The organism is Brevibacillus sp. FIR094, from assembly GCF_050477165.1.
Lineage (GTDB): Bacteria > Bacillota > Bacilli > Brevibacillales > Brevibacillaceae > Brevibacillus.
This window is the reverse complement of record NZ_JBEAES010000031.1, coordinates 47093-66099: the sequence shown is the minus strand read 5'-3', so window position 1 is coordinate 66099 and position 19007 is coordinate 47093. Positions and strand designations below refer to the sequence as shown.

The 19007-nt window shown below is 46.3% G+C and carries 18 protein-coding genes; 12 read left to right on the top strand and 6 right to left on the bottom strand.

Annotated elements, in window-relative coordinates; genetic code table 11:
* Positions 1 to 59 precede the first annotated feature (59 nt).
* Positions 60 to 695 carry a DUF5701 family protein gene (locus ACQ5DJ_RS23075; protein ID WP_429844502.1) on the bottom strand — a complete coding sequence of 212 codons (636 nt, stop codon included), beginning with the start codon at positions 693 to 695 and terminating at the stop codon, positions 60 to 62.
* Between the two features lie 165 nt (positions 696 to 860).
* On the opposite strand from ACQ5DJ_RS23075, the gene ACQ5DJ_RS23070 reads away from it, so the two are divergent.
* Positions 861 to 1568, top strand: a complete 708-nt coding sequence (locus ACQ5DJ_RS23070) for a MerR family transcriptional regulator (protein WP_429844501.1) — start codon at positions 861 to 863, stop codon at positions 1566 to 1568.
* Positions 1569 to 1624: 56 nt separating this feature from the next.
* Here the strand turns inward: ACQ5DJ_RS23070 and ACQ5DJ_RS23065 are convergent, their stop codons facing one another.
* Entirely contained in the window at positions 1625 to 3454 is a 1830-nt protein-coding gene (locus tag ACQ5DJ_RS23065; protein WP_429844500.1) for an adenine deaminase, read from the bottom strand.
* Between the two features lie 107 nt (positions 3455 to 3561).
* Here ACQ5DJ_RS23065 and ACQ5DJ_RS23060 point away from each other — a divergent pair, with 107 nt between their 5' ends.
* Positions 3562 to 3903 carry a hypothetical protein gene (locus tag ACQ5DJ_RS23060; protein WP_429844499.1) on the top strand — a complete coding sequence of 114 codons (342 nt, stop codon included), beginning with the start codon at positions 3562 to 3564 and terminating at the stop codon, positions 3901 to 3903.
* Positions 3904 to 3952: 49 nt separating this feature from the next.
* Here the strand turns inward: ACQ5DJ_RS23060 and ACQ5DJ_RS23055 are convergent, their stop codons facing one another.
* Complete coding sequence (locus ACQ5DJ_RS23055; RefSeq protein ID WP_429844498.1) at positions 3953 to 5323, bottom strand: amino acid permease; 1371 nt, start codon at positions 5321 to 5323, stop codon at positions 3953 to 3955.
* Positions 5324 to 5739: 416 nt separating this feature from the next.
* Between ACQ5DJ_RS23055 and ACQ5DJ_RS23050 the strand changes: the two genes are divergently transcribed.
* The 6 genes from ACQ5DJ_RS23050 (at position 5740) to ACQ5DJ_RS23025 (ending at position 10729) form a co-directional block, all read left to right on the top strand.
* Complete coding sequence (locus ACQ5DJ_RS23050; RefSeq protein WP_429844497.1) at positions 5740 to 6483, top strand: metal ABC transporter ATP-binding protein; 744 nt, start codon at positions 5740 to 5742, stop codon at positions 6481 to 6483.
* Positions 6483 to 7343 (top strand): metal ABC transporter permease, encoded by an 861-nt coding sequence (locus tag ACQ5DJ_RS23045; RefSeq protein WP_017250862.1) that lies wholly within the window; start codon positions 6483 to 6485, stop codon positions 7341 to 7343. Before ACQ5DJ_RS23050 ends, ACQ5DJ_RS23045 begins: the two co-directional genes overlap by 1 nt.
* 14 nt (positions 7344 to 7357) lie before the next feature.
* The gene (locus ACQ5DJ_RS23040) at positions 7358 to 8302 is read left to right on the top strand and encodes a metal ABC transporter substrate-binding protein (RefSeq protein WP_429844496.1); all 945 of its coding nucleotides are present in this window, start codon (positions 7358 to 7360) and stop codon (positions 8300 to 8302) included.
* A gap of 161 nt (positions 8303 to 8463) precedes the next feature.
* On the top strand, positions 8464 to 9183 hold the full coding sequence (locus tag ACQ5DJ_RS23035; protein WP_429844495.1) for a YebC/PmpR family DNA-binding transcriptional regulator: 720 nt from the start codon (positions 8464 to 8466) through the stop codon (positions 9181 to 9183).
* A 354-nt stretch (positions 9184 to 9537) separates the two neighbouring features.
* Positions 9538 to 10113: a hypothetical protein gene (locus ACQ5DJ_RS23030; protein ID WP_429844494.1), complete on the top strand. Its 576-nt coding sequence runs from the start codon at positions 9538 to 9540 to the stop codon at positions 10111 to 10113.
* Between the two features lie 19 nt (positions 10114 to 10132).
* Positions 10133 to 10729 carry a hypothetical protein gene (locus ACQ5DJ_RS23025; RefSeq protein ID WP_429844493.1) on the top strand — a complete coding sequence of 199 codons (597 nt, stop codon included), beginning with the start codon at positions 10133 to 10135 and terminating at the stop codon, positions 10727 to 10729.
* Between the two features lie 828 nt (positions 10730 to 11557).
* Here the strand turns inward: ACQ5DJ_RS23025 and ACQ5DJ_RS23020 are convergent.
* The gene (locus ACQ5DJ_RS23020) at positions 11558 to 12496 is read right to left on the bottom strand and encodes an ABC transporter substrate-binding protein (RefSeq protein ID WP_429844492.1); all 939 of its coding nucleotides are present in this window, start codon (positions 12494 to 12496) and stop codon (positions 11558 to 11560) included.
* Between the two features lie 219 nt (positions 12497 to 12715).
* Here ACQ5DJ_RS23020 and ACQ5DJ_RS23015 point away from each other — a divergent pair, with 219 nt between their 5' ends.
* Both ACQ5DJ_RS23015 and ACQ5DJ_RS23010 read left to right on the top strand, forming a co-directional pair.
* A complete protein-coding gene (locus tag ACQ5DJ_RS23015; RefSeq protein WP_429844491.1) occupies positions 12716 to 13258 on the top strand; it encodes an RNA polymerase sigma factor in 543 nt (180 codons plus the stop codon).
* Entirely contained in the window at positions 13242 to 14624 is a 1383-nt protein-coding gene (locus ACQ5DJ_RS23010; protein ID WP_429844490.1) for a hypothetical protein, read from the top strand. Before ACQ5DJ_RS23015 ends, ACQ5DJ_RS23010 begins: the two co-directional genes overlap by 17 nt.
* A gap of 58 nt (positions 14625 to 14682) precedes the next feature.
* Here ACQ5DJ_RS23010 and ACQ5DJ_RS23005 read toward each other — a convergent pair whose 3' ends face one another.
* Both ACQ5DJ_RS23005 and ACQ5DJ_RS23000 read right to left on the bottom strand, forming a co-directional pair.
* Positions 14683 to 15165: a GyrI-like domain-containing protein gene (locus ACQ5DJ_RS23005; protein ID WP_429844489.1), complete on the bottom strand. Its 483-nt coding sequence runs from the start codon at positions 15163 to 15165 to the stop codon at positions 14683 to 14685.
* 51 nt (positions 15166 to 15216) lie between these two features.
* The gene (locus tag ACQ5DJ_RS23000) at positions 15217 to 16476 is read right to left on the bottom strand and encodes a hypothetical protein (RefSeq protein ID WP_429844488.1); all 1260 of its coding nucleotides are present in this window, start codon (positions 16474 to 16476) and stop codon (positions 15217 to 15219) included.
* 200 nt (positions 16477 to 16676) lie between these two features.
* On the opposite strand from ACQ5DJ_RS23000, the gene ACQ5DJ_RS22995 reads away from it, so the two are divergent.
* Both ACQ5DJ_RS22995 and ACQ5DJ_RS22990 read left to right on the top strand, forming a co-directional pair.
* Positions 16677 to 17093: a VOC family protein gene (locus tag ACQ5DJ_RS22995; RefSeq protein ID WP_429844487.1), complete on the top strand. Its 417-nt coding sequence runs from the start codon at positions 16677 to 16679 to the stop codon at positions 17091 to 17093.
* A gap of 183 nt (positions 17094 to 17276) precedes the next feature.
* Entirely contained in the window at positions 17277 to 19007 is a 1731-nt protein-coding gene (locus ACQ5DJ_RS22990; protein ID WP_429844486.1) for an ABC transporter ATP-binding protein, read from the top strand.

Below are 19007 nucleotides of genomic sequence, written 5' to 3'. Positions count from 1 at the left end.
TCTTAACGTTGCCTAGACTTTTTTAAAAGTGTCCTTTACAAAGGGGACAGTTTAGAGCTTCAAGGTTTATTTTCGTCCAAACGAGCATGGCAGGAAGCAGAACCGAGCCACGTATGGGGATTGCCGGCCCAGCACCAGCCTAGCTTCGGTTTATTTTCACTGATCCACATGGCCGTAACACGTCGGTCGCCACAACGAGATCCGAGAAGAGAAAAGCCGTTGTTTGTCTTTACCAGATCCGGGAAGTGAGTGATCAGGGCTATCCCTTCCTCCAGCGTGAGCGGAGAACGTTGTTGCTCCAAGAGGATGGGCATCGCTTCATTCGGAGTGACGTTCAACGTCTCTTTCCCCGTATCAATTCCGGTCATCAGGTAAGCCATTCCTATAGGAATCTCGATGCCCTCGATGGGTGTAAACCGCCGGATTTCTTCTGCATCTATGACACTGAAGCCAGCTTTCTTTTTCCGCTCGATGGCTTGCATCGCTTTTTCTCCGTCGAACCATTCGCCTTTCACAACGAGAACAAAGGGGACGAGTCCCTCTTGTTGGGAATCTTCTAGAATGGGGAGAGCTTCTGCCAGTGATTGCAGCGGGGCTAGATTTCTCCTAAACTCATCTGCTGTCATGCCCGCCATTTCAGGATAGCCCTTTTGCATGAGCGTTGTCAGTTGCCGTTCGAATTCAGCTTTGTGCATTGGTTAATGCGCCTCCTTCCACTTTTCACATTCATCTTACAACATTCGTGCGAATTCTAAGGTCCAACTAAAGAAAAAGGAATAAAGAGGGTTAAGATTGAAATAACTTTACAACTGAGCTTTAATCTTTATCAAAGAAAGTCGGGAAGGAGGCTTGTGGTTGCCATGCGCCCTATTGATATTGCACGTAAGCTGAAGCTGAGCACAAGCGCCTTGCGCAATTACGAAGCACATGGGCTGGTTCCGACTGTGGATCGGTCAGCGAGCGGCTACCGGAAGTATACGGAGGAGCATGTCGCTTATTTTACCTGTATTCAAGCTATGTCTCCCGGCTTTGGGATGGAAACGACGGCTCAGGTCATGCGACTGATTCAGGATAGGCAGTTGCAGGCTGCTCTGTGGCGTGTGAATGAGGCTCAGGCCAATCTACAGAGGGACAAGCAGTTAGCCGAACGAAACTTGGTAATGCTCGAAGACGGTGGAGCAGGAAAGTACGAGAAAGCTGAAAACAGCGAATGGATGACGATTGGGGAGGTAGCAGCCATGACTTCACTGCCCAGCTCAACCATTCGTCACTGGGAAAAGATTGGACTCATTACGACTTCTCGCGATGAGAAAAATGGCTACCGTCTCTTCAATCGCTCGCAAATTCGCAAAATCATGCTGCTTCGTACGCTACGACCTGCTGTCTATTCCTTATCAGTTGTGGAGCTAAAGCAAGCCATCGCGAACATGAATGAAGAGGATGTAAAAGAGGCGCGAAACATCGCTTTGGAAACGCTGCGCTATCTAGATCAGATGAATCGCGTACAAATGCGTGGGGTTTTCTATTTCTATCAATTATGCAAAGTGGTTCAGCTGGTCGACGAATAGGGTAGCCAAAAGAGAAAACCCCCTCCTGCACATATGCAAAAGAGGGGATGTCTTCGTTATTCTACAAATAGTGATACCCGCTCAAATCCCGCATCTGAAATGCGAATCAAGCCCGTATCCGATATGTGCAAGGTCGGTATGACGACCAGAGCAAGCAAAGACAATGTCATAAAGGCGTAATTCATCGTGCAGCCCGCCTTCACCAATGCTTGGCTAATCTCCATGGATTGCTTCACAACGGTTTCATAAGGCTCGGTCGACATCAGTCCGGCTAAACGCAGCGGAAGCTCCACAATTTCGCCGTCTCCAGTCACGACAGCGATACCGCCTTGCATGCCAATCACAGCATTTGCTGCTTGTGCCATCCGCTCATCGTCGTTTCCAATGACAAGCACGTTATGGCAGTCATGGGCGACAGTCATGGCAATCGCTGCTGGCTGGTTAAATCCGACATTGCCGACAATCCCGATGGCAGAGCCGCCTGTTTTCCCATGGCGCTCGAAAATAGCCATTTTGCACAAGGTGCTCTCTGACGTAATCTGAAGCTCACCATTTGCGACAGCTATGTCCACAAATACTTCATCCGTCTCTACATGATTTTCGCGGACAACTGCTACGCGGGTCTTGATCGTCCCAGACGGAAGAGGGGTCTTGATGATGAAGTCAGATGGATTGAGATCAGCTTTGATTTTCACAGAGTTGACAGCAAATGCAGGGTAAGGGAACGGAGGTAGTTCGAGCGTCATTTCTCCATTCTCTGCTACGACTTCACCGCGCGCGATCGTCATCACGACATTCACATCAGCCAGATTTCCGTCGAGCAAAATGATATCGGAGATCATACCCGGTGCGATCGAACCTACATCTCTTGCGACACCGAATCGTTCTGCTGTATTGATGGTCGCCATCTGGAAGGCCGTAACGGGCTTCACTCCTTGCGAGATCGCGTGTCGGACGATGAAGTTCATATGTCCTTCTTCTTTCAACGAATCACAGATGCGGTCATCGGATACGAGCATCATGCGGCGGGAGTCAATGCCCTGTTCGGTGTGTGCTTTGATCGTTGCTGCAACATCGTGCCAGGCAGAGCCGCGGCGCATTTTGGCATACATGCCGAGGCGTACGCGTTGTGCGACATCTTCGCTGGTCACACACTCATGGCAGCCGGATACACCCGCAGCGGCATAAGCAGCCAGACGCGGATCGCTTGAAGGCCATGTATAGTGACCATCTACTACTTTTCCCGCCCGCAGTGTCGCTTGAATCTCTCCAATCATTTTCGGGTCACCGTACACGACGCCAGGGAAGTTCATGACTTCTCCGAGTGCGATCATATCCGGTCCCCAGCTCAATGCTTCTGCGACCTCTGCTGGTCCGAATTCTGCTCCAGCCGTTTCAAAGGAAGCATCCGTCGAAGGAACGCAGGAAGCGACCTGCATGTAAGCAGCCATCGGTGTTTGTCTCGCCTCATCCAGCATGATGCGCAAACCAGGTAGTCCGAGAACATTCGAGATCTCATGGGCGTCGAAAAAGCCGCCTGTCGTTCCGAGCGGCAATACCGCATTGGCGAACTGCGTTACGGACAGCATGCTGCTCTCGATATGACAGTGCCCGTCCAACAGTCCAGGTGCCATATACTTTCCTTTTGCATCGATCATCTTGGTGGATTCATCTGTCATCCCTTCCACAAAAGGACCGACATAAGCGATACGGGTACCAACGACAGCGACGGACATATTCGGCAAGATTTCACCGGAGAGAACATTGACGAGCGTGCCGTTATGGATGAAGAGGGTCGCTTTTTTCTCCCCTCTGGAAAAGGCAACGAGATCAGGAATGCAATCTGCGAGTGGAGGTCTTGCATAGGACGAATGCTGCTGTGTCATGTTTACTATCACCTCATGCTGGATTTGGTTTTTTACATATAGTACACATCGAAGCGGAAGGAAGCTAGTTTTCTTTTAGAAAAAATTTTGAAAAAGGGGTGCGGTGGATGACGAGTGTAAAAGTCACATACATAAAAATATCGTCCTATCTAAAGCTGTGCGTGGGAGCTGGGGTTTCGATCGGGGTTTTGGATGCGGCCTACCGTTTTCTATTTTTTCTCGTAATAGGGCAGTTGGGCGCTGCGGAAGCAATTCTTTTCAGTATGCAGGTGAAAGGATGGGGAGCAGGAATCTTGCACTTGCTTTCTGTACCACTGCTGTATGGCTTGAGCGCAGTTCTGTTTGGCCTCGTTTCCTATTATCCGTTTATGTACTATCTTAAGTGCAAGAAAGGACTTGTGATCGAAGGGATATTTGAAGGGGAGCAACACGAGGACATTCCAAAATAAAGCACCTCCCATTTTCACCGATGTTGAAAGTGAAAATAGGAGGCGCTGCTTAGTTTTCTGCTACCTCTATTTCAGTTGTCTTCGTTTTCCGTAGTTTGTAAATCACGACGAGCAGGATAAACCATACAGGTGTGATGAACAAGGCGACTCGTGTATCATCCGCGAGTGCTAGCACGACCAGAACGAAGGCAAGGAATGCCAGGATCAGGTAGTTGGCAAAAGGATAGAGCGGCATTTTAAATGAATTCGCTTTTGCTAAATCTGGTCTCGTTTTGCGATATTTCAAATGACAGACAACGGTAATTCCCCAAATAAAGATAAAGCAAACGGTCGACACGCTAGTGATCAGTGTAAATACGCCTTCTGGCATGACGTAATTCAATACAACTGCGATAAGGATAACAACTGTCGAAAACCACAGTGCATTTGCCGGGACCTTGTTGGCAGTCAGTTTGGTAAGGGGCACTGGTGCATTCTTTTCTTTGGCAAGGGAATAAACCATCCGGCTTGTACTAAAAATGGCGCTATTACATGCGGAAGCAGCGGAAGTCAGTACCACGAAGTTGACGATACCAGCAGCGGCTGCAATACCAATCGCTGCGAAGACCTGCACGAATGGGCTCTCCAACGGGTTGATCGCGTTCCAAGGATAAATGCTCATGATGACGATGAGTGCACCAACGTAGAAAATCAAAATCCGAATCGGGATTTGGTTAATCGCTTTTGGAATGACTCGTTTTGGGTCTTCTGTTTCACCAGCTGTCAAACCGACGAGCTCGATCCCAACAAATGCGAACACGACCATCTGGAAGGAGAGAAGGAACCCATTGAAGCCGTTCGGAAACATACCGCCATGACTCCAGAGATTCGTGAAGCTGGATGCACCTGCATTCGTAGAAAAGCCCTTGATGATCATGAAGACGCCGACAAAAATCAGGGCGAGAATCGCGATGACCTTTACAAGCGCGAACCAAAATTCCATTTCTCCAAAAAGCTTCACCGTAGCTAGGTTCATGATTAACAAAATCACGAGGGCAATTAAGCCTGGCATCCACTGCGGTATATCCGGAAACCAAAATTGCGTATACAGACCGACAGCTGTCAGGTCGGCCATAGCGATGGAAATCCAGCAAAACCAGTAAGTCCAGCCCGTGACAAATGCGGCCATGTTCCCCAAATAGTCTTTGACGAAATCCACAAAAGAATGGTAATTCAAATTGCTCAAGAGGAGCTCCCCGAGTGAGCGCATGATTAAAAAGCAGATGATGCCCGTAATCAAGTAAGCAAATAAGATGGATGGGCCGGCCAAATGAATCGATTTTCCAGCGCCCAAAAATAATCCTGTTCCGATTGCACCGCCGATCGCGATGAGTTGTACGTGTCTGTTTTTTAGACCTCTCGCCAAGTTTTGATCCTGCATACGATCCACCTCTTTCTTATTTTTAGTAAGTTTTTAATTTTTAGATTTTTATCAAACAGATAATCTTCATATTAACATAACTATTGTTGTTTCACATATGTTTATTTATTTTTATAGAAAAAAGCTTTTAATTATGAACGAAATAGGTACATTTTGGAAGTATTGGTTCTTTTAAACAAGAGCTGCACTTTTTTTGTATTTCAGAAAAAAGAATATATTGACATGATAATGAAAATCATTTAATTTTGCATTAGGGCAACTTTTTTATACACAAGCACATTAGTTTTCCGTGGTAAATATTATTGGCACAAGACTACATTGTTGTGTATAGGCATGTGTGCATATAGGAATTACCCGTTTCACCATCGGCTTTTGGACGGGATCATATAACGGGCTATTATTTGGAGGGAAGAATTATGGAATTTGCTATCGCGGTAAGGGACCTGCATGTCTCTTATTTTGGGAACGAAGTTGTTCGGGATGTCTCGTTTGACGTTGAGCTAGGGAGCATGGTTGGAATCATCGGTCCAAACGGGGCAGGGAAGTCAACCCTGATCAAAGCGCTCTTGGACCTCATTCCGAGAGATAAGGGGAATGTGCGGATTTTTGGGAAAGAGACAAATGAATTCCGGAAGAAAATTGCCTATGTACCACAGCGGAGCATGATTGATTGGACGTTTCCGATCACGGTCATGGATACAGTGCTCATCGGGACATACCCAAGTGTCGGACTGTTCAAATTTCCGAAAAAAAAGGAAAAAGTGTGGGCGTTGGAATGCTTGAGAAGAGTAGGGTTGGAGGATTTCCGCGACAGGCAGATTGGGGAGCTCTCCGGTGGGCAGCAACAGCGTGTCTTCCTCGCAAGGGCACTTGCGCAAAAACCGGAGCTGCTGCTTCTGGACGAGCCGTTTGTGGGGATTGATGTGGCCAGCGAGGACACCATCATTCGCATTTTGAAAGAGCTGCAGTTTCAGGACAAAACGATTGTCGTCGTCCATCATGACTTGTCCAAAGCATATGCGTATTTTGATCAGCTTCTTCTAATGAACAAAGAATTGATCAAGTTCGGTACGGTCGATGAAGTGCTAAATCGAGAAGTCATGTCGAGAGCGTATTCCTATCAACTACCATTTCTCGAAAAGACCGAGGTGCTTGCATAATGGATTTCTTGATGGCAATTGGACAGTATGAGTTTTTACAAAAAGCATTGTTTACGTCTGTAGTGGTTGGATTAATCTGCGGCGTCATTGGCAGCTTTATCATCTTGCGGGGAATGTCCTTGATGGGGGACGCCATCTCACACGCTGTTTTGCCTGGGGTGGCCCTCTCCTATGCTTTTGGAATCAATTTCTTCGTGGGTGCTGTTTTAACGGGTGTGCTCACCGCGGTTGGAATTGGCTACGTGAGCCAAAATAGCCGTATCAAGAACGACACGGCGATCGGGATTTTGTTTACGTCAGCCTTTGCGCTCGGGATCATCATGGTTACGATGCTGAAAAGCAGTACCGATCTGTATCACATTTTGTTTGGGAATGTATTGGCTGTGCGTTCGTCAGACATGTGGGTGACGGTGGGCATCGGGATCGTCGTCATCGTGACAGTTTACGCTTTTTTCAAAGAACTGTTACTGACTTCGTTCGATCCGACCATTGCTGCTGCCTACGGCTTGCGTAACAACCTCATTCATTACTTGCTGATGACCTTGTTGACGATGGTAACTGTCGCTTCCTTGCAAACCGTAGGAATCGTGTTAGTCGTCGCCATGCTGATTACACCGGCTGCTACTGCCTATCTTTTGACGGACCGTTTGTCGATCATGATCTTTTTGGCTGGCGGTTTTGGGATGCTGTCTTCGGTTATCGGCCTTTATTTTAGCTTTACCTATAATTTGGCCTCTGGTGCCACGATTGTCGTGGTTGCAACTGTGTTATTCTTCCTGGCCTTTCTTTTCTCCCGAAAACACGGGGTGGTATGGAAATCAATCCGAGCGCGACAAAAACGAGTCGAGCTCTCAAAGTAAAGGAGAATATTGTGATGAAGAAGTGGAATCTGTTTTTCGTTTTTCTAGTATCAACCGTATTAATGGCAGCGTGTGGTGCTCCGCAAAGTGCGAACGAGCCCACGAAATCAGATAGCGACAAGCTGCAAGTCGTGACTACGTATTCCATCCTGTATGACATCGTGAAAAATGTTGGGGGAGATCGGGTAGAGATCCATAGTCTCGCTCCGATTGGTTCCAATCCACATGAATATGATCCACTGCCTGCTGACGTGCAAAAAACGACGGATGCAGACGCTGTTTTCTACAACGGCTTGAATCTGGAGGCGGGCAACTCTTGGTTCAATAATCTCATGAACACAGCAGGCAAATCAGGTCCGGATGCACCCGTGTTCCGACTCAGTGAGGGTGTAGCGGCCAAACACTTGACAACCAAAGGCAAAGAGAGCGAGGAAGACCCGCACGCTTGGCTGGATGTACGCAATGGCATCAAGTATGCGGAGAATGCAAAAAATGCTCTGATCAAGGTGGACCCAGCGCACAAGGAAACCTATGAGCAAAACGCCAAGAAGTACATCGAACAGCTGACTGCTCTGCATGAGGAAGCCGTTAAGCAATACAACCAGATTCCAAAGGAACAGCGCTTGCTTGTGACGAGTGAGGGAGCGTTCAAATATTTTAGCGAAGCTTACGATTTTGAAGCGGCATACATTTGGGAAATCAACTCGGAGAACCAAGGAACACCAGAGCAGGTTACACAGGTGGTCGATACGATCCGTGCGAAAAAAATCCCGGCTCTGTTCGTAGAGACGAGTATCGATCCGCGCAGCATGGAGATGGTATCGAATGAAACTGGTGTACCGATTGTCGGGAAAGTATTTACGGACTCTCTCGGAAAGCCGGGAGAAGATGGCGATACGTACATCAAAATGATGGAATGGAATATCAAGACGATTTACGAAGGATTGACCAAGAAGTAAAATTGTAAAACAAAGCACAGCTCTCCTTTATGAGGGGCTGTGCTTTTAAATTCTTCCACCGCTTAACATATTTCATAAGATTGAGGTATAATAGGCTAGTGTGTAAAAGGAATCCGGAGTTTTTATATTTTTAATCTGCCATATTGAAAGAGAGTGGGACTATGGGTCGTAAGTGGAACAACATTAAAGAGAAGAAAGCATCGAAAGACGCGAGCACCAGTCGTATTTACGCGAGGTTCGGGAAGGAAATTTATGTAGCGGCAAAGCAAGGCGAGCCGGACCCAGAGTCCAACCGTGCTCTGAAGGTCGTCCTGGAGCGTGCCAAAACGTACAGCGTACCGAAAGCGATTATCGACCGCGCGATTGATAAAGCAAAGGGCGGCTCTGATGAAACGTTTAGCGATCTGCGCTATGAAGGTTTCGGGCCAAACGGTTCCATGATCATCGTGGATGCACTGACCAACAACGTAAACCGCACAGCTCCTGAAGTGCGTGCCGCTTTCAACAAAAACGGCGGTAACATGGGTGTATCCGGTTCGGTTGCTTATATGTTTGACCCAACAGCGGTATTTGGATTTGAAGGCAAATCTTCTGATGAAGTACTGGAAATCTTGATGGAAGCGGACGTAGACGTGCGCGACATTTTGGATGAAGACGGTGCTGTCATTGTTTACGCAGATGCAGAACAGTTCCATGCTGTACAAGAAGCACTCAAAAACGCTGGCGTTAATGAGTTTACAGTAGCTGAACTGACCATGCTGCCACAAAACGAAGTAACGCTGGAAGAAGATGTACAAGCTCAGTTCGAAAAGCTGATCGATGCTTTGGAAGACTTGGACGATGTGCAGCAGGTGTACCATAACGTTGATTTAGGTGAATAATGTTTTCAATGGAGAAGACCTTTGTTTTAGGACAAGGGTCTTTTTCTATGTGGCTGTAGAGGAGAGAAGAATATTTCCAGTCTAGGCTCCAGGCTCCGTCCTGCTGTGGGCTAAGACTGCCCGCTCATCCCTTCTCCGCTCGGTAGGACTCCACAAGTCGCTACGTCTGGAAATATTCTTCTCTGTCGTTGCAGATTGCATTCTTCCATCTTTTAAGGCTTTTAAAACCCGTCTAACACGGAAAGTAATTTTTCATACTGATTCTAAAAGTATATAATTACAAATATTTACAATTATCGTTTTATTCTATAGTATGGATTTGGCGTTAAATTTTCTTAATCAGGAGGATATTTTATGTCACGTAAAAGGACAAAAGTTGCTGCTGGTTTATTCACTGTCGTTGCTTCGATTTCATTCTTTACAACAAGTGCATTTGCTGACTATCTAGGGGGAGAATGGGACATCTATGACGTTACATATGAAGATATCAACTTAAACGAAAAATACTCGGATTTACTTTGGTCTGCTGCTGACGAGTGGAACGCAATCAGTAATATCAACCTTTCTCCAGCAGATACTAATGAAACTGGTTATATTTCTGTAGAACATCCAGATTCAAGAACCGAAAAGGAGCTTTATAGGCTTGGTACATATGGACTTGGAATACCCTATGATGAAAACGGCAGGATGAATCGCTCTCCATATGCTTCAGCCAACATAATAATAGTAAAGTCTATGTGTGACGATCTTGATATGGATGATACGATAAAAACGATGACTCATGAATTCGGCCATACACTTGGTCTTGCCCATCCTGAAGATACAAGTGTAGATTCCATAATGGATAACAAAGATGTATTTGACTGGGATATCCATGGTCCTACAAAGTATGACAAAAAAGAGCTTAGAGGTCTCTACGACAACAACTAATTATGGAAAGGATGTGTGAATGTTGAAAAAATTGATTGCTATTGTGTCTGTGATAGCAGTAATTGTAGGTGTTGGTTCTGCGCTGATGTATAAAGAATTAAACCCTTCAAACTCTCATAGCGTTGCTCTTTCTAGAACATTTAGCTCTACTGAAGAAATAGTCAAAAAAGCTAATGTAATCATAAAAGGAAAAGTACCATCTGAGTTTAGGCAAGAAAAAGTGGGTACTGTTGTTTATAATGTCTACGAAGTACAAGTGGATAAACTATATAGCAACCTTTCTGACGCCAAGATAACGGAAGGTGAAAGTATCGAACTTTATCGTCTTATCGGTCTAGATTTAGGTGACAATAAAGAGCTTGCTAACGTGGTTGACGCGGACTATCACGAGTTAGAGAAAGGTGAATATCTGTTATTTTTGAGCGGTGAATATGATGATGAATTGAAGAAATATACTTATATTCCAAACACACCTAATCAATTATTTAAAATGACCAGTTCGAAAGGCTTAAGATCAAATCAGTCAGACGCTGAATTTGAAAATATAACGGAGGCGGATGAGCTTCCTTCCATCAATGAGGCAGATTTGTTAGAAGTAATAGAATCAATGAAGTAATTTTATCTTAGGCGCTTCCTATGAAGTGCCTTTTCTAATCTCAATAAATATATCATCCTAAAATGTGGCTGCGGTGAAGAGAAGAATATTTCCAGTCTAGGCTCCAGGCTCCGTCCTGCTGGGGGCTAAGACTGCCCGCTCCGAAGGGATTCGCGGGGAAACGCAAAAGTGGTAGTCGCTTCGTAACACGGGCACGTTGCGTTTCTTTTGCCCGCGAATCCCTTCTCCGCTCGGTAGGACTCCACAAGTCGCTACGTCTGGAAATATTCTTCTCTGTCGTAACAGATGTGATTCTTCGTTCTTTTAAGGATTTAATAAATCGGATAACACGGAAAGCTCGTAGAGGAAACAGGAGAAATAAGCGAAGATCTTTGGTACACCGACCGAGGTGTAATGAAAAAAAGCGAAACAAGCTTTTAGCGTCCACCTCTGAGACACCTCTTGAATGGACCACTTTGGACGCGGGTTTCGCTTTTTTTCATGGAGACGGGCAGTGAATCCCTCAGCGGGTGGGACAAGAAGCTGAGCGTTTTCTCCTGTTTCCTCCCCACCACTACCGCCCGACAAACGGATTTTAAAAGAAATAAAACCGCCTCCATAAAGGAGACGGCATATATCGAGCTCGTTAGTTTTGAGGTGTTACCGATCATCACGTGCGACGCATCTACCTCCAGTATGAAGTTAGAAGCTTAAAGCAGTGTGCGGTTTTCCTTACTCACTAGGTGATCGTGTAAATCATCCATGGCACATCGCCTCCGTAAAGGACTAAGCCTGATTGAAAACACAACACCGAGCTCGATGAGTATAGTATGAGCAAAGCCCATCTTTTTATTCACTCATCTTTAGCATCTGTTTTCGAATCGCATTTAAAATCGATTGGTTGCTGTAGGCAGTGCCACCAGCCAATCCTGGTTCAACTGCATTCATGTACATTTGATCCGCTTTGACTGCGCTTAGATTTTTCCATGCAGGCTGCTCTTGCAACTGCTTGAAAGCGGGCTGGTCTTCTTTGTTGACCATCACAAACAAATAGTTGGGATCTTCTTTTGCCAAAGCATCCATAGAGAGCGCGGTACGCTCCTGCACATTCGCGACGACATCTGGGACAGGCAGAGCCAAGTCCGTATATAACAGGAAATTGTACCGTTCATCCTTCGGATAGACGTAGAAGGAGCCTTCTTGGAACCACAGCGTCAGCACTTTCTTTTCTGGAAGTGCGGCGAGCTTGTCGCGGAGCTCCTGTGCGTTTAGCTTCACTTTACCTACAAAAGTATCCAAATTGGCATCTTTTCCACGAACATCAGCGAGCAGTCGCAAGTTTTCTTGCCAATGAGCTCCGTTCGTAGAGACGGGAATGACAGATGCAGCGGTTTGCAATTTGGCCAAGTCTTCCTTGGAGGTCTTGTCGGTTGTCATGATGACGTCTGGTTCGAGGGCAACCAGCTCACCTAGGTTATCTGCAACATTATAACGGAGATGTTTGGCATTTCTGATCATGGCTTGATATTCCGCAGGGAACTTTCCGTTTTTATCCATGGTTGCTGCGACGGGCGGGATTCCCAGCAAGAAAGAATCCTCATACGAAGCAGGGAAGCCTACGAAAACAATATCTTTGGTTCTGGCCGGAATTGTATAAGTGTTGCCTAAGTAATTGATCGATCTGGTTGGTTTCGATGCCGCTGCATCGCCCGTTTGTCCACCGTTGCCGCAGGCTGACAGGACGAGGAGCAAAGCGGCAATCGGGATCGCTAATAGCCGTTTATACATACAGGTCACTCCGTTCTTACTTCTTGTGTTATCAGGAAAGTAGCAGGACTCATGTAAATTATAGGCTACCCGATCCATCCGTCGCTGTTGCATTCCTGAACATTTTCAAACATTATGCTGTAACCTTTTTCCTGTTCAAGACACTAATGGGTATACGAGAAAATTTACGCTATAGGAAAGTAGTCGATCAGCCGACAGCAAGAGAATGGAGGAGCTTCTTTGTATGAAGAAATGAAACATCAGGTCATGGCCATCTATGAGCGGCATTATCATGATGTGTATCAATTTTTGCTGTACTTTGCCGGCAGTCAGAATGATGCAGAGGATTTGACGCAGGAGGTTTTTTTGCGAGTGATTCGCTCACTCGAACGATTTGAAGAGCGATCTGACATGAAGACATGGCTGTTTGCGATCGCGAAGCATACAGCGATGAATTACTATCGAAAACGCAAGTGGCAAAAGCTGTTGTCAGGGGACTGGCTGTCTGTCGTGATGCCAGCCTCAGAGGGAAATCCTGCTCAAGAAGCGGAAAGCCGGGAGGACGAGCAGAAATTGATCGTTGCAATCAAGGGACTGCCACCGCATTACCGCATGATTGTCATTCTGCGTGGCATTAAAGAGTACAGCGTCAAAGAGACAGCCGAAATACTGGGTTGTTCTGAAGCAAACGTGAAAACGACGATGCACCGGGCACTGAAGCTGTTGCATGGCAAACTGTCGCATACGAAGAAGGGGGAGTTGTACAGTGGATTGGCAAAATGAAAGAGATATGCTGGAACGGTTAGCGACTCTGAAAAAAAGTACACCCCCACGTAAGGAGTTTGTAGAGAGTTTACGTACTGTGCTGGAACAAGAAACAAGTCGGGTCGGCAAGAGGAGACGGCTGTTCATGAATCCGTTGAAAGCGGGGATGACAGCAGTCGTGATCGCTTCTGGATTTGGGCTGTATATCATGGCTGGGATGGGGCAAAACGAACTCGTGGACCCTCAGGTGACAACAACAAGTAGTCCGCAGCTACCCACCCATCCTGTATACGAGCAGGCGAAGAAGCTGCTGCAAGAATTGGCAGGTCGAGATGCGAGTCAATATGCGGTCAACGGCATGCTGTCCAATACAGAAACAGGTCATGTCGTGATGAACAAGACGGTTAACAACATTCCGGTTCTTGAAGACCAATACATATTTACGATAGACAAGGTGGGCAGGCATCAGATAAAAGAGATACAGACAAACGATACGACACGCATGGTCTTTCCTGATCCCAAAAAGGCAATGCCAATGAAACAGGCTGAGCAAATTTTTGGGCAAAGTGCCCGGCTCCTCTATGTAGAGGGGGAAGGGCGGTTGCAATACGAGTTTCCCTTTTCAGGTGATATCGATGCGATCACAGGAGAAATTTTCCCCACAGAACGCTATCATCCCGATTACAGTCTTGTAGAAATGCCGCCAATTCCTGTGAAACCGGGAGGCATAAAGCTGGTAGCTCCGGACATCGAAGAGGCAGATAGACTTTTTCGGGAGTGGGGATTCGAGCCTCCGTTTTCCTTCGTGGTTCATCAAGGGTCGGGCGTACATACGTACAAAGTAGAGACGCGAACCAAACAGAAAATGGAACTGACCGTGGTGACAGAAACAGGGGATATTCTTGACTATCGGTATGGAAATATCCATGAGAAAGAGGAGAAGCTCCCTCATCCGAAGCTGGAAAACGTTCAAGAAGCAGCTAAGCAGTTTCAGAAATACCTTCCGTTAGACACCAAAGAACTGCTACTGGGTCCTGCCAGTAGAAAAGGTAACATCGAAACCTATCAATTCTTCAAGTCCCATCAGGGAGTACAGATTATGGGGGGGTATACGGTTCTTTTTGATGTGGACAGGAAACAGGTGATCGGAATCATTCCTCCGTATGCCGAGGAATCTAAACCGCTTCCTGACAAAAGCATGGCAATGCCACGGGAAGACGCGACTAGCGTATACGTCACCCATCGTCCGCTGCGATTGGTTTACAAGCTGATAGAGAATCCAGCTACAGGGAAAATAGAGCCGCGTCTCGTCTATCATATTTATTATCACGATACCCCGCTTTATATGGTGGATGCGCTGACAGGGGAGTGGGTGCGTAGATAATAACATCGTAACTACAGAAAAACCAGGGAGCGGATTCCCTGGTTTTTCGCTATATCTCTTATTTGAATAGAGGAACGTAAATATCAATTTCATTGTCTTCCTGGTCTGGCTTGTAGCGCTCGTCCCAATACTCAAAATCAAATCCGGCATAATCATATCCCGATTCGCAGAGCCAAGACCCGTAAAGAAAACCATACGTCTCGCCTAAGTTTGTCTCAGGTCCCTTGTGGGTTACTTTTGCAAACGTCCCCGCAGGAATCGTGTGACTGACCATCCCTTCAGGAATATCTGCGAGGCTGGAAATTGCGACGCCAATTATGGTGGTAAAGGGATCTATCGCTGCATCGAAGTCATCTTTGTCAGGATAGATTTGGATTAGGTATTCGCCCTCACCAACCTGATTTTGAATCTCGTTTTTTCTAGCTCGCAAAGCTTCAGTCGTAGTAGCGGAGAGCTTTTTGCCTAAGTCTTCTGTCACATTCGCCGTAAAAGTGATACCAATTACGTGTGTTTCCTCGCGGGAGAGAATAGTTGGCTTCATGAAACAACGTCCTTTCGTGTAGGAGAATAGGGAACAGAGCTAATCCAGCAGCTATTTCAGCTCTCTGGCATATATCTTCGTCCCATCATGAGTAAACGTACCGATATATTTCTTGCCGCCTACCGTGTATTGAATGGAGAGGGTTTCCATGCGCGGGGGTGTGAGCAGCTTGTGCGGAAATGGGAATGGCTGCTTATTCGTCACGTCTGCAACGATCTGTGTGTCTGTATGAAAGAGCTTGCCAGTCTGTTTCAATTGCTTGAGCTGCTCTGGTTTATCCAGCTTGTAAGGAAGAGTCGTGGTCGATTTGTCCATCGCATTAATTTTCTGGAAGAAATACCCTTCCTTTGTTTTCGACACGGCAATAAACTGTCCGTCACTCGTCTCTTTCAAAAACGCATACTTTTTCGAAGCGAATGTCCCTTTTTTATTCATCAATAAGTAAAATTCGTCATTGTCCTTTTTGCCTGACACGATAAACACACCGGAATGGAAGTTGGATTCCACCTTGTAATTTCGAGAAGGCTTCAACACGACTTTTCCTTCGTGCGTTACAAAGTGGGTCATGCCATTGATTTTCACGCGGTGCAATCCTTCGCTGTACCCCATGTACTCATCAAAGAAAGGCTTCGCGTGTATTTTGCCATTCATATCTTTTAAACCAAATTTGTAGGATAAAAGCATGCCATCCTTTACGTCACGTTTGACAAAAGGATAGTGATGAATATCGAAAGTTATTTTTCCCGTATACTCACTTGGGATCGTGAATAGTTCCTCATCCGTGATCTGCTTGGATGTTTTCGTACGAGCATTATACAGATAAGAGGTATAGCTTGTGGGAGAATACAAAAACCACTCTCCGTCTATTTGCGTAAAATAATTGTTGTAGGTGCCTAATTCCTGTGTGTTGCCTTGTTGATCGAAAATAATAAACGAGCTGTGCCCGAAGAACGTAATAATATGAAAAAAACCGTATCCGTCTTGCAACGGACTGATGTATCCGGGGTACGCTAACGTTTCCTGTCTATCGATTACTTTCCCAGTAGGAGAGACAAGGGCAAAATAAGGGTACCACTCAAGCTTGAACTTTTTGTAATCGGGATCGTCAGGGCTCGATACTGCAAATGGTATAAAAAATGGTTCGGTCAAACCAGGTGGTACTTGAATCTCTTTTTCTGTCGGAACGTATTGGCCGATTGTCGTTTCCGGTCTGTCTGAACGGATGGCATTTTCGGAATGTGCGACAGAAGGAATGATTGATAGAGTGAGGCTTAGAGCAAACAGAATGTTGACGTATTTGGTCTTTTTCATAGGTAGAGTCACTTTCTCTTTCCATTTTTGTATGTAGAAGGTAGACGTTTCTCGAAAGGTGAATGTCACGCATGTGTTGATCTTACAATAGGGAAGCCACATACCTTCGTGGCAAAATAGCAATCGAGAAGAAGCCTCGGGCAATCGGAAATGCTAGGATAGAGACATCAAGGAAAAACAAACCCGAGGAGGAATCACACATGGCTTTGCAATCCAATCAAATTTTCGTCAATTTACCAGTGAAAGACCTCAACAAGTCGATCGACTTCTTTACAGCAATCGGATATGAGTTTAACCCGCAATTTACGGATCAAAATGCAGCATGCCTGGTGATCGGCGAAAACATTTTTGCCATGCTGCTGGTCGAAGAGTTTTTCCAAACGTTTACGAAAAAAGAGCTGACGGATGCAAACAGAAGTACCGAGGTCATTGTCGCGTTGTCTGCGGACAGTAGAGCGCAAGTCGATGAGATCGTAAGCAAAGCATTAGATGCGGGAGCAACTCCATCGAAGGACCCGGTTGACCACGGCTTCATGTACAGCTGGAGCTTTCAAGATTTGGACGGACATTTGTGGGAGTTCTTGCATATGGATCAAGGCGCTGTTCCACAGGAATAAAAGACGGAGTAAAAGAACTGAGGGCAAAAAGCATGGGATCGAAGAGGGATTCCAGCTTTTTGCCCTTTTTGTCAATACTGGCACATCGTATGGTAAGCCCCACACTTTCCTTTTGACAATCACTCGTGACATTTCGCTAGCTAAGCGTTATCTTGTACGTAAGAACACAGATGGGGTGAACGGATGCGCTTCTACACAACTTACATAAAAAAATACGGCGTAGTCGCCGGGATTTCCATGATTTTCTTAGCTGTGGAGGCGGTGTGTGATCTTTTGCAGCCGACGATCCTATCGCACATTATCGATACGGGTGTAGCAAACCGGGATATGGACTACGTGCTCAAAACAGGCGGGCTGATGCTGCTCGTAACGGCCTTGGGGGCTGTTGCGGCATCGATCCGAAATGTGCTGGCCACATACGTCTCACAAAACTTTGGTGCGCAACTGCGCGCGGATTTGTTTTCAAAAGTACAATCCTTATCCTTTGAAAACTTGAACAAGTTCGACAGAGCCTCGCTCGTGACACGTCTGACCAATGACGTCAATCAAGTACAGATGTTGGTGAACGGCATGATGCGAATATTCGTCAAAGCGCCGTTGATGTGCATCGGCGGGTTGTTTATGGCAACCCAATTGAACATGGATTTGGCTGTGATTCTCGCAATTGTTGTACCCATTGTGGGATTGTTTATTTTCTTGAATATGAAAATTGGTTTTCCGTTTTTTTTGAAGGTACAACAAGCACTTGACCGGGTGAACGGTGCGATGCGTGAGTATTTATCTGGCGTACGAGTCGTTAAGGCATTCAATCGCTTTGATTTTGAGCGTGGCAAGTTTACACGGGCAAACGAAGAGCTGCAATCCAAATCGGTATCGGCTACGCGGGTAATGTCTATCTTCAGTCCAGCGATCATGCTGACAATGAACCTCGGAATTGTCGCGGTCCTCTGGCTTGGGGGGCTTGGGGTAGAACAAGGAAGCATCGAAGTTGGTCATATCATCGCGTTTACGAACTACATGACGCAAATTCTGTTTTCACTCATGATGATTTCCTTGGTATTTAACATGTTTGTGCGGGCCAAAGCATCAGCGGGACGCATCGGAGAAGTATTTGCTGAAGAAAATCTAATGAGCTGGAAAGAGGAACAACCTCATGGGCTTCCAGGCAAAAAGGGACGCATCGACTTCGAGCAGGTCAGCTTCTCGTATGACGGTGGGAGCGGACAGTCGGTACTCAAGCAGATTTCGTTTACTTGTCTGGCTGGGGAGTCCGTCGGGATTATCGGGTCGACAGGCGCTGGAAAAAGCAGTTTGGTTGGCTTGATTCCACGGTTTTATGATGTAACGGAAGGTACGATTCGGGTAGATGGCATAGATGTACGAGACATCGAGCCCAAGCGATTACGTGAAAAAATGGCGATTGTGCCGCAAAAAACCATGCTATTTACAGGCACGGTGATGGAAAACATCCGTTGGGGCAAGGCAGAGGCGACCCACGAGGAGGTCGAGCAAGCGGCACGCATGGCACAGGCTCACGAGTTCATCTCCGCCACTCCTGAAGGCTATGAGACACGCGTAGGGCAGGGAGGAGTCAACTTCTCTGGAGGGCAGAAGCAGCGTATTTCCATAGCTAGAGCCTTGGTGAAAAAGCCGGAAATCCTCATTCTCGATGACAGTACAAGCGCGGTAGATGTGGCGACAGAAGGGAAGATTAAGGATGCGCTTCGAACCTATGCGGCTGGTCTCACCTGCATTTTGATCGCACAACGGATTACGTCCGTCATGGATGCGGATAAAATCATCGTACTCGACAATGGAGAAGTCGCTGGTATTGGTACGCATGACGAATTGATGACCTCTTGCCATGTCTATCAGGAAATCTTTCAGTCACAAATCGGCAGGGAGGTGAAGTAA

What these genes read in the sequence shown, in the direction of transcription:
- ACQ5DJ_RS23050 (WP_429844497.1), top strand. Translation starts at nt 5,740, where the DNA reads ATGGAATTTGCTATCGCGGTAAGGGACCTGCATGTCTCTTATTTTGGG.
- ACQ5DJ_RS22990 (WP_429844486.1), top strand. Translation starts at nt 17,277, where the DNA reads ATGCGCTTCTACACAACTTACATAAAAAAATACGGCGTAGTCGCCGGG.
- ACQ5DJ_RS23045 (WP_017250862.1), top strand. Translation starts at nt 6,483, where the DNA reads ATGGATTTCTTGATGGCAATTGGACAGTATGAGTTTTTACAAAAAGCA.
- ACQ5DJ_RS23035 (WP_429844495.1), top strand. Translation starts at nt 8,464, where the DNA reads ATGGGTCGTAAGTGGAACAACATTAAAGAGAAGAAAGCATCGAAAGAC.
- ACQ5DJ_RS23060 (WP_429844499.1), top strand. Translation starts at nt 3,562, where the DNA reads ATGACGAGTGTAAAAGTCACATACATAAAAATATCGTCCTATCTAAAG.
- ACQ5DJ_RS23000 (WP_429844488.1), bottom strand. Translation starts at nt 16,476, where the DNA reads ATGAAAAAGACCAAATACGTCAACATTCTGTTTGCTCTAAGCCTCACT.
- ACQ5DJ_RS22995 (WP_429844487.1), top strand. Translation starts at nt 16,677, where the DNA reads ATGGCTTTGCAATCCAATCAAATTTTCGTCAATTTACCAGTGAAAGAC.
- ACQ5DJ_RS23025 (WP_429844493.1), top strand. Translation starts at nt 10,133, where the DNA reads ATGTTGAAAAAATTGATTGCTATTGTGTCTGTGATAGCAGTAATTGTA.
- ACQ5DJ_RS23065 (WP_429844500.1), bottom strand. Translation starts at nt 3,454, where the DNA reads ATGACACAGCAGCATTCGTCCTATGCAAGACCTCCACTCGCAGATTGC.
- ACQ5DJ_RS23055 (WP_429844498.1), bottom strand. Translation starts at nt 5,323, where the DNA reads ATGCAGGATCAAAACTTGGCGAGAGGTCTAAAAAACAGACACGTACAA.
- ACQ5DJ_RS23075 (WP_429844502.1), bottom strand. Translation starts at nt 695, where the DNA reads ATGCACAAAGCTGAATTCGAACGGCAACTGACAACGCTCATGCAAAAG.
- ACQ5DJ_RS23005 (WP_429844489.1), bottom strand. Translation starts at nt 15,165, where the DNA reads ATGAAGCCAACTATTCTCTCCCGCGAGGAAACACACGTAATTGGTATC.
- ACQ5DJ_RS23070 (WP_429844501.1), top strand. Translation starts at nt 861, where the DNA reads ATGCGCCCTATTGATATTGCACGTAAGCTGAAGCTGAGCACAAGCGCC.
- ACQ5DJ_RS23030 (WP_429844494.1), top strand. Translation starts at nt 9,538, where the DNA reads ATGTCACGTAAAAGGACAAAAGTTGCTGCTGGTTTATTCACTGTCGTT.
- ACQ5DJ_RS23040 (WP_429844496.1), top strand. Translation starts at nt 7,358, where the DNA reads ATGAAGAAGTGGAATCTGTTTTTCGTTTTTCTAGTATCAACCGTATTA.
- ACQ5DJ_RS23020 (WP_429844492.1), bottom strand. Translation starts at nt 12,496, where the DNA reads ATGTATAAACGGCTATTAGCGATCCCGATTGCCGCTTTGCTCCTCGTC.